This is a genomic window from Streptomyces sp. NPDC086777 (assembly GCF_040702065.1).
In the GTDB taxonomy this organism is placed as follows: Bacteria; Actinomycetota; Actinomycetes; order Streptomycetales; family Streptomycetaceae; genus Streptomyces.
Genome location: NZ_JBFBJI010000018.1, coordinates 109,509 through 123,636, shown reverse-complemented (window position 1 = coordinate 123,636; position 14,128 = coordinate 109,509). Strand labels below are relative to the sequence as shown.

Sequence of the window (14,128 nt, the reverse complement as noted above, 5' to 3'; positions counted from 1 at the left end):
CAACCACGACGGCGAGTCACCCGCCCACGCACCTGTCGCCCCACGGCGCGCAGGCGCCACCCACCCCCCTCACTGATCAGCGAACTCCTTGCTGACCCCTTCATAGACGCCCTTGGCGACATCCCCGAATCGGGGCCCGGCCAGCCACCCCGAACTGACCGGCCCGATCGACGTGTTGGACACCAGCGCCGGCTTGCCGTCGGCACCCGTCTCCACCCAGCCGCCACCCGACGCCCCGCCGGTCATCGTGCACCCGATCCGGTACATCGTCGGCGCCGACGCGTCCACCGACAGCCGCCCGGGCTTGTCGGCGCACCGGTACAGCAACGACCCGTCGTACGGCTTGGCCGCCGGGTACCCCGTGGCGGTGATGCTCGACACCTTCGGCACCGCGGGGGCGTCGAAGTTCACCGGCAACGCCGAACCGACGGTCTCCTCGAGCGACTTGCCGCCACTGCCCTGCTCGGGCGTCACATGGATCACGGCGTAGTCGTAGGACGCACCGTCGCCGCCCGTCTCCCCGCCCTGGTCGATCCACTGCTGCGAGGTCTGCGCCCCGTCGCCCCACCAGACACCGTACGGCGCGACCTGCGAACGGGTCGCCGCCGCCAGCGCCGAACCGGTCAGCCCCCTGTCGTTGTACGACGGCACGAACGCGATGTTGCGGTACCAGCCGCCGTTCTTGCCGGCGTGCACGCAGTGCCCCGCCGTCCACACCAGGTTGGACTTGCCCGGGTGCGCCGGGTCCTCGACGACCGTCGCCGAACAGACCATCGTGCCCTCGGGGGAGTCGAAGAAGACCTTCCCGGCCGTGGCCGCGTTCGCGTGGTAAGCCGGCCGCACCGCCCGCGCCCGGACCGGCTCCGGCGTGGGGTCGGTCACTCCCTGGTCACCCGAGAGGTCGTTGGCGTCGACGCCCTTGTCCTTGTCGGGGTCGTTGGCGTCCCGCATCCGGTCGGAGTCCCACAGACCCTTGATGATGGGGTTGACGAAGTCGTTGGCCTCGCGCAGCCAGTCGTCCTTGTCCCAGTTCTTCCAGGCGCCGTGCTTCCACTTGTCGATGTCGATCCCGTGTTCCTTGAGCTTGTTCCTGATGTCGTCCGGGATCTTGATCTTGCCGTCACCGGTGTCGGCCGTGGCGGACGCGGACGCCGGCCCACCGGCGTTGTCGTCGCCGGAGCCGCTGCAGGCGGTGGCGGTCAGGGCCAGCGCCGAGGCGAGAGCGACGGCCGCCAGCGCACGGGGCGCGCCCCCTCCACCTCGACGGGCGCACGACGGCCGGATGGATCGCATGGTGGTGACTCCCCCTGTTGGTAAGGAACTTCAGCGCCACACACTATGCGCTCGCTGTGCGGCGCTCCCGATGGCTGCGCAACGGTTCTGCTACGGGCCGCACCGGCGGGGCAACCGCTGTTCCGGAGCGGGATCGACGCGTCGCAGGCAACCGGTGTCGTGCGTGCTCCAGGGGTGGTCCGGGTGAGGGCCGGGACCGGTGGGGGCTTTGGGCTTTCCGGCCTGGCGTTCCGACGCCGGCGTTCCAGTCCCGGCGTTCCGGCCCCGGTGTTCCAGTCCCGGCGTTCCGGCCCCGGTGTTCCAGTCCCGGCGTGCCGGGCGCCGGCCGTGCCGTCCACGGCAAGGTCACGGCAAGGATCTTGCGGTGACCCGTAACCCGCCGGACGGTCCGCTGTTGGTAGCGGTGGGGGTCCGGCTGCCTGTGCCCGGTGCCCGCCGACCAAGTCGCCTCTGGACAGCGGGGAGGACAGCGAGCCGTGGCCGTGACGGAGCCGGTGACCGGGGAGACGTTCGGGGGAGCGCGCGCGGCACAGGAGGGGATCCTGAGGCGCCAGTCGGCGCGTGAGTCGCGGGCGCGCACCTACGCGCGCGCCCTGCCCATCGTGCCGGTGCGGGCCCGCGGCCTCACCATCGAGGGCGCCGACGGGCGCCGCTACCTGGACTGCCTCTCCGGTGCGGGCACCCTCGCCCTCGGCCACAACCACCCCGTCGTGCTGGAAGCGATCCGCAAGGTCCTCGACTCCGGTGCGCCGCTCTCCGTCCTCGACCTGGCGACCCCCGTCAAGGACGCCTTCATCACCGAACTGTTCCGGACCCTGCCGAGCGGCCTCGCCGACCACGCCCGCGTCCAGTTCTGCGGGCCGGCCGGCACGGACGCCGTCGAGGCCGCCTTCAAACTCGTCCGGGCCGCGACCGGCCGCACCGGCATCCTCGCCTTCACCGGCGCCTACCACGGGATGACCAGCGGCGCCCTGGCCGCCTCCGGCGGAGCCGGCGACGTCCGCGTGGCACGGCTGCCCTACCCCCAGGACTACCGCTGCCCGTTCGGCGTCGGCGGCCCCCGCGGCGCCGAACTCGCCGCCCGCTGGACCGAGACCGTCCTCGACGACCCCAAGTCCGGTGTCCCCCTCCCCGCCGGGATGATCCTCGAACCCGTGCAGGGCGAGGGCGGGGTGATCCCGGCGCCGGACGACTGGCTCCGCCGGATGCGCCGGCTCACCGCCGACCGCTCCGTCCCCCTGATCGCCGACGAGATCCAGACCGGCGTGGGCAGGACCGGTGCCTTCTGGGCCGTCGAGCACAGCGGCATCACCCCCGACGTGATGGTCCTGTCCAAGGCCATCGGCGGCAGTCTCCCCCTCGCCGTCGTCGTCTACCGCGACGACCTCGACGTCTGGGAACCCGGCGCCCACGCCGGCACCTTCCGCGGCAACCAGCTCGCCATGGCCGCCGGGACCGCCACCCTCGCCCACGTCCGCGAGAACGGCCTCGCCGAACGAGCGGGCCTCCTCGGCGCGCGGATGCTCGCCCAACTGCGTCGCCTCCAGGACGACGTCGCGTGCGTGGGAGACGTGCGGGGGCGGGGGCTGATGATCGGGGTGGAGCTGGTGGACCCGGAGGGCGAGGAGCCCACGACAGAGGCGGAGGACCACGCGAGGCAGCCGGCCGCGCGGGGGGCCCGTGCTGCGCGCGCGGCGTCGGAGGGCAGCGCGGAGAGCGGCGCGGGGCGTGGTGCGGCGAGCGGTGCGGGGGGTGGCGCGGCGAGCGGTGTGGGGGGTGGCGCGGCGAGCGGTGTGGAAAGGGGTGCGGTGGGCGGTACGGACAGGGGTGCGGCGGGCGGGTGGGACGGTGAAGAAGCCCGGCCCGGGCCGAGCCCCGCCGCTCCCGAACTGGCCTCGGCCGTGCAGCGCGCCTGCCTGGAACGCGGCCTGATCGTCGAACTCGGCGGCCGCCACGCCGGTGTCGTACGGCTGCTGCCGCCGCTGACCATCACCGACGAACAGGCGGACGCCGTGCTGGACCGCCTCGCCGACGCGATCACGGCCGTGGCCCGCGATCCGGCCGCCCACGGTGCCAGGCGCCGACGACCCGAGGGCCGCAGGGAACCGGACGACTGACCGGCGCACCGGGAAGCCTCCGCCCGGCCGGTGTACCGGGAAGGTCCGGTCCGGCCGGTGTACCGGGAAGGTCCGGTCCGGGCGGCCCACCCGACACGAAGCCGCCGACCGAACCGTCCGGAAGGAGCCCGTCGCCGGGATCGCCAACTCGGCCAGGGCGGCCCGCTCCGCCGGTCCGGCCGCCACCGCCGGGGCCGGCCGGACCACTCCGACCGGTCGGACGGCCTGGGCCCTCCGGATGGCTCGGAGCATCCCGGGCGCCCGGAGCATCCGGGCCGCCGGGAGCGTCCCGGCCGTCCAGATGATCCGGAACTCCCGGGTGATCCGCGGAGGACCTGTCGGCCGCCGACCGGTCGACAGCGGCCCGACCGGCCCGCGCACGCCGGACGAACCGTCCGGCCGATGGCCCCGGAGCGGGGCGACCGCCCCCCCCGAAACCGACCACCCCACATCATCCGCACCCCTCTCATCAGGACACTCCGCACCCCATCCGCACCCCACTCGCCACCCGACCAGCCCGGCCCGGTTCACCGGCACGACGCCGAACACCGCACCGCCCGAGCCCCGAGGAACCCTCCTTGAACGCCACCCCCGCGCCCGACGACAACGGAGACCAAGGCCCACCGGGACGCCCCGTTCCGCTCGCCGAGTCGGTCCCCCCGCAACGAGGCCGTACCTCCCGGCCCGAGCGGCCACGCGACGACACGGGAGACCTCCTCGAACACCCCGACCCGCACGTCGCCGCCCAGGCCGCCGCCGTGGAGAACCTCCTGCGCTGCTGGGTACGCGAGACCGACCTGCCCGCACCCGACACCGGCACCCTCCGCATCCCGCTCCCCGCCAGCGGCACCGCACTGGTCACCCCGGTCCGCCACTGGTCCCCGACCGGCTGGCACCGCTTCGGGCCACCCCGCCTGGCCGGCGCTCCCGGCACCGCCCCCACCGTCGACGCGGTCACCCTCGCCGCCCTGCTCGCCCGCGAGACGCCCCCGGGACCAGCCGGCACGACGGACCGAGCCGGGGGCAGCACCGGTCACGCCGAAGGCAGCACCGGTCACACCGTCGCCCGGGCCGCCGCCGACGACGGTGACCTCGTGGCCCGGGTCGCCGACTCCCTGCGCCGCACCGTCACCTTCATCGCGGACCGGCGCGCCCACCCCTCCGACGGCCCCGACCGCTTCCTCGCGGCCGAACAGGCACTCCTGTTCGGGCACCCGCTGCACCCGGCCCCGAAGAGCCGCGAGGGCCTGACGGAGTCCGAAGCCCGTTTCTACTCACCGGAGTTGCGCGGCTCCTTCCCTCTGCACTGGATCGCGGTCGCCTCCTCCCTGCTCGTCACCGACTCCGCCTGGACGGAACGGGGCCGTCCCGTCCCCGCATCGCAGCTCATGGAGCGCCTGGCCGGAACGCCCCTGCCCCTGCCCCACGGCTGCGCCGCCGCCCTGCCTCTGCACCCCTGGCAGGCCCGCGAGATCGGGCGCCGCGAGGAGACCGCCGCCCTCCTCGACGCCGGGCTCCTGCGCGACCTGGGCCCGCTCGGCGCCCCCTGGCATCCCACCTCCTCCGTACGAACCGTCCACCGCACCGGTGCCCCCGCCATGCTCAAGCTGTCGCTCGGCCTGCGCATCACCAACTCCCGCCGGGAGAACCTCCGCAAGGAACTCCACCGGGGCGTCGAGGTGCACCGCCTGCTGCGCACCGGCCTCGCCAAGCAGTGGCAGGCCGCCCACCCCGGCTTCGACATCGTGCGAGACCCGGCCTGGCTGGCCGTCGACGGCCTGGACGGCCGGCCCGTACCCGGACTCGACGTGGTGGTCCGGCACAACCCGTTCACCCCCACCGACGACGTGTCCTGCGTCGCCGGGCTGGTCACGCCCCGGCCCCACGACGTGCCGGCGGCGAACGGCAGGCCCCGCCCGTACCGCTCCCGGCTGGCCCGGGTGGTCTCCCGGCTCGCCGAACGCACCGGCCGGCCCGTGGGTGCCGTCAGCGCCGAGTGGTTCCTGCGCTACCTGGAGCAGGTCGTCCGCCCGGTGCTCTGGCTCGACGGGGAGGCGGGCATCGCCCTGGAGGCGCACCAGCAGAACACCCTCCTTGTGCTCGACGCCGACGGCTGGCCGGCCGGCGGACGCTACCGCGACAACCAGGGCTACTACTTCCGCGAGTCCCGACGCGGCGACCTCGACAGCAGGCTGCCCGGAATCGGCGAGCACAGCGACACCTTCGTCTCCGACGAGGTCGCCGACGAACGCTTCGCCTACTACCTCGGCATCAACAACGTGCTCGGCCTGATCGGCGCGTTCGGCTCCCAGCGGCTCGCCGACGAGCGGCTGCTGCTCGCGGCGTTCCGCCGGTTCCTCACCGACGCGGCCACCGGACCGGCCCGGCTGCGCAGCCCCCTGCCCGGCCGTCTGCTGGACTCACCCGTCCTGCGCTGCAAGGCCAACCTGCTGACCCGGCTGCACGGTCTCGACGAACTCGTGGGCCCGGTCGACGTCCAATCCGTCTACGTCACCATCACCAACCCCCTCCACTCCTCGTCGTCGCCTTCCTGACCCCGACGACACCGTCACCGCCTTTCATCCAGCAACCGAGGAACATGACCCACCTCGTCTCCTGAGAGGAGCGCACCATGCCTCCCACCGACGCGAGCGCCAACACAGGTGCCGTCCCGGTCCACCCCGGCCGTCCCGGGCCCGCCGAACACAGCAGGGACTGCGAGGACACCCTGGACCTCCGCCTGCCCGACGACTTCCTCGCCCTCGTCGCCGGGCCGACACCCGGCTCGTCCGGCTCGTACCGCCCCCCGGGCGCGCTCGACGTGCTCGACGGGCGTGATCTGCTCGACCAGGTCGGGACCTGGGGTCCCACCAAGACCCCGGTCGGTCTCTTCCACCTGCTGCCGGTTCAGGTGGACCGCGACCTGCCGATCATCAGCGGCTGGATGAACGACCCCGGCGTCGCCGCGTTCTGGCAGCTGGCCGGCTCACGGGCGCACACGGAGGACCATCTGCGGGCCCAGCTCGCGGGGGACGGGCGCAGCGTGCCGTGCCTGGGCGTGCTCGACGGCACCCCGATGAGCTATTGGGAGATCTACCGGGCCGACCTGGACCCGCTGGCCCGGCACTATCCGGCCCGTCCGCACGACACCGGAGTACACCTCCTCGTCGGCGAGGTCGCCGACCGGAGACGGGGACTGGGGTCCGCCCTGCTCAGAGCCGTGGCCGACCTCGTACTCGACCATCGCCCTGCCTGTGCGCGCGTCGTCGCCGAACCCGACCTTCACAACACCCCCTCCGTGGCCGCCTTCCTCAACGCGGGCTTCCGCTACGCCTCCGAGGTCGACCTGCCTGCCAAACGGGCCGCCCTCATGATCCGGGACCGGTCCCTACGTCATCTGATGTAGCGCTGAGTGATCGCGTGTACACATGTAGTACGAAGCGGCGACCGATCGAGTTCCCGGTCGTCCTAAAAAATCCCGAGCACGTCGGCCTCCGGTCAGCCCCTGTCCCCCGGCCCGCCGGTCGAGGAGCTCCAGGCCTGATCGCACCCCTCGTCCCCGCCTTGACCACCCGGTTGTCGGTGCCGGGTCGTAGGGTGGTCGCGCTATGACGAAGCCCTCACTCCCCGAACTCCTGCATGCCGCTGTCACAGCTGTCGGCGGTACGGAGCGCCCCGGCCAGGTGACCATGGCCGAATCGGTCGCCGAAGCGATCGACGACGGATCCCATCTGCTGGTCCAGGCCGGCACCGGCACCGGAAAGTCGCTCGGCTACCTGGTGCCCGCGCTCGCCCACGGAGAGCGGGTGGTCGTCGCGACGGCGACCCTCGCCCTGCAGAGACAGCTGGTGGAGCGGGATCTGCCACGCACCGTCGACGCCCTGCACCCGCTGCTCCGCCGGCGCCCGGAGTTCGCCATGCTCAAGGGCAGGTCGAACTATCTGTGCCTGCACCGGCTGCACGAGGGCATGCCGCAGGACGAGGAGGAGGGCCTCTTCGACCAGTTCGAGGCGGCCGCGCCCACCAGCAAGCTCGGTCAGGACCTGCTGCGCCTGCGCGACTGGGCCGACGAGACCGAGAACGGCGACCGCGACGACCTCACCCCGGGTGTCTCGGACAAGGCCTGGGCGCAGGTCTCGGTCTCTTCCCGGGAGTGCCTCGGCGCGTCCAAGTGCGCCTACGGCGCCGAGTGCTTCGCCGAGATGGCCCGTGAGCGCGCGAAGCTCGCCGAGGTGGTCGTGACCAACCACGCACTGCTCGCGATCGACGCCATCGAGGGCGCCCCGGTGCTCCCGCAGCACGAGGTGCTGATCGTGGACGAGGCGCACGAGTTGGTCTCCCGCGTCACCGGCGTCGCCACCGGCGAGCTCACCCCGGGCCAGGTCAACCGCGCGGTCCGGCGCGCCGCCAAGCTGGTCGACGAGAAGGCCGCCGACCAGCTCCAGACCGCCGCCGAGGGCTTCGAGCGGCTGATGGAGCTGGCCCTGCCGGGCCGCCTTGAGGAGATCCCGGAGGATCTGGGATACGCCCTGGCGGCGCTCCGGGACGCGGCCCGCACCGTGATCTCCGCGCTCGGCACCACCCGCGACAAGTCGGTCCAGGACGAGGACGCGGTCCGCAAGCAGGCGCTGGCCTCCGTGGAGACCGTGCACGACGTGGCGGAGCGGATCGTGAACGGCTCCGAATGGGATGTCGTCTGGTACGAACGCCACGACCGCTTCGGCGCCTCCCTCCGGGTCGCCCCGATGTCGGTGTCCGGCCTGCTCAGGGAGAAGCTCTTCGCGGACCGCTCGGTCGTCCTCACCTCGGCGACCCTCAAGCTCGGCGGCGACTTCAACGGTGTCGGCGCGTCCCTGGGCCTCGCCCCGGAGGGCACCGAGGGCGAGGACCTTCCGCAGTGGAAGGGCGTCGACGTCGGGTCGCCCTTCGACTATCCGAAACAGGGCATCCTCTACGTCGCCAAGCATCTGTCGCGCCCCGCGCGGGACGGGGACCGCGCCGACATGCTCGACGAACTGACCGAGCTGATCCAGGCCGCGGGTGGCCGCACCCTCGGTCTCTTCTCCTCGATGCGCGGCGCCCAGCAGGCCGCCGAGGAACTGCGCGTCCGGATTCCCGAGTTCCCGGTGCTCCTCCAGGGGGAGGAGACCCTCGGTGAACTGATCAAGAACTTCGCCGCGGACCCCAGGACCTGCCTCTTCGGCACGCTGTCGCTCTGGCAGGGCGTCGACGTCCCGGGCCCCAGCTGCCAGCTGGTCGTCATGGACAAGATCCCGTTCCCGCGCCCGGACGACCCGCTGATGAGCGCCCGGCAGAAGGCCGTCGAGGACGCCGGCGGGAACGGCTTCATGGCGGTCGCCGCCACGCACGCCGCCCTTCTGATGGCTCAGGGCGCCGGGCGGCTGGTACGCGCGTCCGGGGACCGTGGCGTGGTCGCCGTGCTCGACCAGCGGCTGGCCACCGCGCGGTACGGCGGGTATCTCAAGTCCTCGCTGCCCGACTTCTGGTACACCACGGACCGTAACCAGGTCCGCAGGTCGCTGGCGGCGATCGACGCCGTGGCACGGCAGACGGAGGCGGCGGCGCAGGCGGAGTGATCGCGGGTTAGCCTGACCGGCGCCGGTCAGGCTAACCCGCGATTGCGGGCAGCCGATCGCCGGGGTCGGGCAGAGCAGGACCCCGGAACCGGCGCAGAGGTCCCGGGGCCCGGTCGGAGGGCGGGCGGGAAGACCGCCCGCCGCGGCGTCACACGCGCCGCAGGACCGCGACGACCTTGCCCAGGATGGTCGCGTCGTCACCGGGGATCGGCTCGTAGGCCGCGTTGTGGGGGAGGAGCCAGACGTGGCCGTCCTCGCGCTTGAAGCGCTTGACGGTGGCCTCGCCGTCGAGCATGGCGGCGACGATGTCGCCGTTCTCGGCCACCGGCTGGCGGCGGACGGTGACCCAGTCGCCGTCGCAGATCGCGGCCTCGATCATGGAGTCGCCCACGACCTTGAGTACGAACAGCTCGCCGTCACCGACCAGCTGCCGGGGAAGGGGGAAGACGTCCTCGACCGACTCCTCGGCGAGGATCGGCCCGCCGGCGGCGATCCGGCCGACCAGCGGGACGTACGACGCCGCGGGCTTGCCGGCGGTGTCCGTGGGCTGCACGGTCACGGCCTGGTCGGAGCCGCGCACCTCGTACGCGCGCGGGCGGTGCGGGTCGCGGCGCAGGAAGCCCTTGCGCTCCAGTGCCATCAGCTGGTGCGCCACCGAGGACGTGCTGGACAGGCCGACGGCCTGGCCGATCTCCCGCATCGACGGCGGGTAGCCCCGCCGCTGCACCGAGTCCCGGATCACCTCGATCACCCGGCGCTGCCGGTCGGTGAGGCCCGAGCTGTCCGCCCGGATGCCTGGAGGTCGGCCCGGCAGGGAACGCTTGTGTCCCTCGGGATTCACGGCTTCGTTCACGGCATGCACCGGGTCGAGTCGGCCCTGGGAGCGGTCCTGGGCGGTGATGGTGGCACTGTCTGCGGTCGTGGTCACGTCGGCCCCTCTCGATGGTCTCCCTGCTGGACAACGGTAGTTGCTTTCGAAAGGTTGCGCCAAACACACGTTCGAGTGAAAAAACGCGTTTCACCGTACGTGATCGCATGTCTGGGTGTATGGCTCACGCGATACCCGGCAGGCAAAAGGGCTCATTGTTGTACTCTTCACCGCCGGAGGACGACCTCCTGGGGTGTGCCCAGTCTGCCATCCGGACCACCGCCGACCGGGATGTCCGTCCCCATCTGCGCCGGAGTCGCACGTGACCTCCGTGCGGCGCCCACGGTATCTCCGTATCCGCCGTAGCGGTACGTGTGCGACACGCGCAACCTGGTGATGTGTCTGCTCATCACCACATCTAGTGGTTGGATTGCTACAGCTACCCACAAGTTGTGGTCCCCCGGGGCTCCGGTCCCTCTGGGATCGCCTATGCTTGGGGCTGCTTCGAGGGACCCATGTGGCCCAGCGGAGCTATTGAGTCTGCTGTGAGGAGGGTTGGAGATCATGCACTGCCCCTTCTGCAGGCACCCCGACAGCCGCGTGGTCGACAGTCGTACGACCGACGACGGCACGTCGATCCGCAGGCGCCGCCAGTGTCCGGACTGCTCCCGTCGTTTCACGACCGTGGAGACGTGCTCGCTCATGGTGGTCAAGCGGTCCGGAGTCACCGAACCGTTCAGTCGTACCAAGGTCATCAACGGCGTGCGCAAGGCATGCCAGGGACGGCCTGTCACCGAGGACGCACTCGCCCAGCTCGGCCAGCGGGTCGAGGAGGCGGTGCGGGCCACCGGAAGCGCCGAGCTGACCACCCATGACGTGGGGCTGGCCATACTCGGCCCGTTGCAGGAGCTCGACCTGGTCGCCTACCTGCGATTCGCCTCCGTCTACCGGGCGTTCGACTCGCTCGAGGACTTCGAGGCAGCGATCGTGGAGCTCAGGCGGGTGGCCCAGGACCCCGCCGCGGACGACGAAGACGCGGCAGTGGGGGGCCAGGAGGACGATCACGGGCCAGGCGGGGGCGCACAGGCGCCCGCACCCGTTCACATCGCCGGCTGACGGGCGGACCGGAACGGGGCGGAGGGCCCGAATCCGGTAGTCGGACGGCGATCCAGGACTTGTCGCGGGTGGCAGTTGAGGGTGCCCGCGACGTGAATACAGAACAGCGTGTCACGGGAACATCGTGGCATTTCAGGGCGTTTTCGCCCGTAGAGGGAGGCGGCATGACAGAGACGGCGAGCGGTCCGGCACGGAGTTCCCGCGCGAAGGGCACCAAGGCCACCAAGGGACTGCGTATCGAGCGCATCCACACCACCCCCGGCGTGCACCCGTACGACGAGGTGAGCTGGGAGCGCCGTGACGTCGTCATGACCAACTGGCGCGACGGCTCGGTCAACTTCGAGCAGCGTGGCGTCGAGTTCCCCGACTTCTGGTCGGTGAACGCGGTCAACATCGTCACCAGCAAGTACTTCCGTGGTGCCGTCGGCACCCCGCAGCGCGAGACCGGCCTCAGGCAGCTGATCGACCGCATCGTGAAGACGTACCGGAAGGCCGGCGAGGACTACAAGTACTTCGCCTCGCCCGCCGACGCCGAGATCTTCGAGCACGAGCTGGCCTACGCCCTCCTGCACCAGATCTTCAGCTTCAACAGCCCCGTGTGGTTCAACGTGGGCACCCCGCAGCCCCAGCAGGTCTCCGCCTGCTTCATCCTGTCCGTCGACGACTCCATGGAGTCGATCCTCGACTGGTACAAGGAAGAGGGCATGATCTTCAAGGGCGGTTCCGGCGCCGGTCTGAACCTGTCCCGCATCCGCTCCTCCAAGGAGCTGCTCTCCTCCGGCGGCAACGCCTCCGGCCCGGTCTCCTTCATGCGCGGTGCCGACGCCTCCGCGGGCACCATCAAGTCGGGCGGTGCCACCCGCCGCGCCGCCAAGATGGTCATCCTCGACGTCGACCACCCCGACATCGAGGACTTCATCGAGACCAAGGTCAAGGAGGAGGAGAAGATCCGCGCCCTCCGTGACGCGGGCTTCGACATGGACCTGGGCGGCGACGACATCACCTCCGTCCAGTACCAGAACGCCAACAACTCGGTCCGCGTGAACGACGAGTTCATGAAGGCGGTCGAGCAGGGCGGGCAGTTCGGTCTGCGCGCCCGGATGACCGGCGAGGTCATCGAGGAGGTCCAGGCCAAGAGCCTGTTCCGCAAGATGGCCGAGGCCGCCTGGGCCTGTGCCGACCCGGGCATCCAGTACGACGACACCATCAACCACTGGCACACCTGCCCGGAGTCCGGCCGGATCAACGGCTCGAACCCCTGCAGCGAGTACATGCACCTGGACAACACGTCCTGCAACCTCGCCTCGCTGAACCTGATGAAGTTCCTGAAGGACGACGGCAAGGGCAGCCAGTCCTTCGACGTCGAGCGCTTCGCCAAGGTCGTCGAGCTCGTCATCACCGCGATGGACATCTCCATCTGCTTCGCGGACTTCCCGACCCAGAAGATCGGCGAGAACACCCGCGCCTTCCGCCAGCTCGGCATCGGCTACGCCAACCTCGGCGCCCTGCTGATGGCGACCGGCCACGCCTACGACTCCGACGGCGGCCGCGCCCTCGCCGGTGCCATCACCTCCCTGATGACCGGCACCGCCTACAAGCGCTCCGCCGAGCTCGCCGCGGTCGTCGGCCCGTACGACGGCTACGCCCGCAACGCCGACGCCCACAACCGCGTCATGCAGCAGCACGCCGACGCCAACACCGTCGCCGTCCGCGTGGACGACCTGGACACCCCGGTCTGGGCCGCCGCCACGGAGGCCTGGCAGGACGTCGTCCGGCTCGGCGAGAAGAACGGTTTCCGTAACTCCCAGGCGTCCGTTCTCGCCCCGACCGGCACCATCGGTCTGGCCATGTCCTGCGACACCACCGGCGTCGAGCCCGACCTCGCCCTGGTGAAGTTCAAGAAGCTCGTCGGCGGCGGCTCGATGCAGATCGTCAACGGCACGGTCCCGCAGGCTCTGCGCCGCCTGGGCTACCAGGAGGAGCAGATCGAGGCGATCGTCGCCCACATCGCCGAGAACGGCAACGTGATCGACGCTCCCGGCCTCAAGCAGGAGCACTACGAGGTCTTCGACTGCGCCATGGGCGAGCGTGCCATCTCCCCGATGGGCCACGTCCGCATGATGGCCGCGATCCAGCCGTGGATCTCCGGCGCCATCTCCAAGACGGTCAACATGCCGGAGTCGGCGACCGTCGAGGAGGTCGAGGAGATCTACTTCGAGGCCTGGAAGCTCGGCGTCAAGGCGCTCGCGATCTACCGCGACAACTGCAAGGTCGGCCAGCCGCTCTCCGCCAAGACCAAGGAGAAGGAGAAGGAGGAGGTCACCGCGAAGACCGAGGCGACCATCCGCGAGACGGTCGAGAAGGTCATCGAGTACCGCCCGGTCCGCAAGCGCCTCCCGAAGGGTCGTCCCGGCATCACCACGTCCTTCACCGTCGGCGGCGCCGAGGGCTACATGACGGCCAACTCCTACCCGGACGACGGCCTGGGCGAGGTCTTCCTGAAGATGTCCAAGCAGGGCTCGACCCTCGCGGGCATGATGGACGCCTTCTCCATCGCGGTCTCCGTCGGCCTCCAGTACGGCGTACCGCTGGAGACGTACGTCTCGAAGTTCACCAACATGCGCTTCGAGCCGGCTGGCATGACGGACGACCCGGACGTGCGGATGGCGCAGTCGATCGTCGACTACATCTTCCGCCGCCTCGCGCTGGACTTCCTGCCGTTCGAGACGCGCTCCGCGCTCGGCATCCACTCCGCCGAGGAGCGTCAGCGGCACCTGGAGACCGGTTCGTACGAGCCGTCCATCGACGATGACGAGGTCGACGTCGAGGGTCTGGCCCAGTCGGCGCCGCGCGCCCAGGAGCTGAAGGCCGTCGCCGCCCCGAAGATCGAGGTGGCCAAGCCCGCCCCGAGGCAGGCGCACACCAGCGCCGAACTGGTGGAGATGCAGCTGGGCATCCAGGCCGACGCCCCGCTCTGCTTCTCCTGCGGTACGAAGATGCAGCGGGCCGGCTCCTGCTACATCTGCGAGGGCTGCGGCTCGACCAGCGGCTGCAGCTGACGAGTCGATGTGACGTGAAGCAAGGGGCGCCGGCCACGGCCGGCGCCCCTTGCCGTTCGCCTGTCACTGGAGGCCGGC

General features: G+C 71.3%; 8 protein-coding genes. 6 read left to right on the top strand and 2 right to left on the bottom strand.

The window, feature by feature from the left end; genetic code table 11:
- Positions 1-69: 69 nt before the first annotated feature.
- Positions 70-1,293: a hypothetical protein gene (locus AB0472_RS25075; protein WP_366359150.1), complete on the bottom strand. Its 1,224-nt coding sequence runs from the start codon at positions 1,291-1,293 to the stop codon at positions 70-72.
- A gap of 476 nt (positions 1,294-1,769) precedes the next feature.
- Between AB0472_RS25075 and AB0472_RS25070 the strand changes: the two genes are divergently transcribed.
- The 4 genes from AB0472_RS25070 to AB0472_RS25055 all read left to right on the top strand — a co-directional run bounded on the left by AB0472_RS25070 (position 1,770) and on the right by AB0472_RS25055 (position 9,007).
- Positions 1,770-3,410 (top strand): diaminobutyrate--2-oxoglutarate transaminase family protein, encoded by a 1,641-nt coding sequence (locus tag AB0472_RS25070; protein WP_366359149.1) that lies wholly within the window; start codon positions 1,770-1,772, stop codon positions 3,408-3,410.
- 578 nt (positions 3,411-3,988) lie between these two features.
- Positions 3,989-5,965, top strand: a complete 1,977-nt coding sequence (locus tag AB0472_RS25065) for an IucA/IucC family protein (protein ID WP_366359147.1) — start codon at positions 3,989-3,991, stop codon at positions 5,963-5,965.
- A 77-nt stretch (positions 5,966-6,042) separates the two neighbouring features.
- Positions 6,043-6,816, top strand: coding sequence for a GNAT family N-acetyltransferase (locus tag AB0472_RS25060; RefSeq protein ID WP_366359145.1), 774 nt, complete (start codon positions 6,043-6,045; stop codon positions 6,814-6,816).
- Between the two features lie 202 nt (positions 6,817-7,018).
- Positions 7,019-9,007, top strand: a complete 1,989-nt coding sequence (locus tag AB0472_RS25055) for an ATP-dependent DNA helicase (RefSeq protein WP_366359143.1) — start codon at positions 7,019-7,021, stop codon at positions 9,005-9,007.
- Between the two features lie 148 nt (positions 9,008-9,155).
- On the opposite strand, the gene lexA is transcribed toward AB0472_RS25055, so the two are convergent.
- The gene (gene lexA, locus AB0472_RS25050) at positions 9,156-9,935 is read right to left on the bottom strand and encodes a transcriptional repressor LexA (RefSeq protein ID WP_093498700.1); all 780 of its coding nucleotides are present in this window, start codon (positions 9,933-9,935) and stop codon (positions 9,156-9,158) included.
- Positions 9,936-10,439: 504 nt separating this feature from the next.
- Between lexA and nrdR the strand changes: the two genes are divergently transcribed.
- Together nrdR and AB0472_RS25040 are read left to right on the top strand one after the other, a co-directional pair.
- The gene (gene nrdR, locus AB0472_RS25045; RefSeq protein ID WP_366359142.1) at positions 10,440-10,991 is read left to right on the top strand and encodes a transcriptional regulator NrdR; all 552 of its coding nucleotides are present in this window, start codon (positions 10,440-10,442) and stop codon (positions 10,989-10,991) included.
- A 164-nt stretch (positions 10,992-11,155) separates the two neighbouring features.
- The gene (locus AB0472_RS25040) at positions 11,156-14,050 is read left to right on the top strand and encodes a vitamin B12-dependent ribonucleotide reductase (protein WP_366359140.1); all 2,895 of its coding nucleotides are present in this window, start codon (positions 11,156-11,158) and stop codon (positions 14,048-14,050) included.
- The last annotated feature ends 78 nt before the right edge of the window (positions 14,051-14,128 follow it).

Coding starts and splice junctions, on each gene's coding strand:
- nrdR (WP_366359142.1), top strand. CDS start 10,440: ATGCACTGCCCCTTCTGCAGGCACCCCGACAGCCGCGTGGTCGACAGT.
- AB0472_RS25075 (WP_366359150.1), bottom strand. CDS start 1,293: ATGCGATCCATCCGGCCGTCGTGCGCCCGTCGAGGTGGAGGGGGCGCG.
- AB0472_RS25040 (WP_366359140.1), top strand. CDS start 11,156: ATGACAGAGACGGCGAGCGGTCCGGCACGGAGTTCCCGCGCGAAGGGC.
- AB0472_RS25060 (WP_366359145.1), top strand. CDS start 6,043: ATGCCTCCCACCGACGCGAGCGCCAACACAGGTGCCGTCCCGGTCCAC.
- AB0472_RS25055 (WP_366359143.1), top strand. CDS start 7,019: ATGACGAAGCCCTCACTCCCCGAACTCCTGCATGCCGCTGTCACAGCT.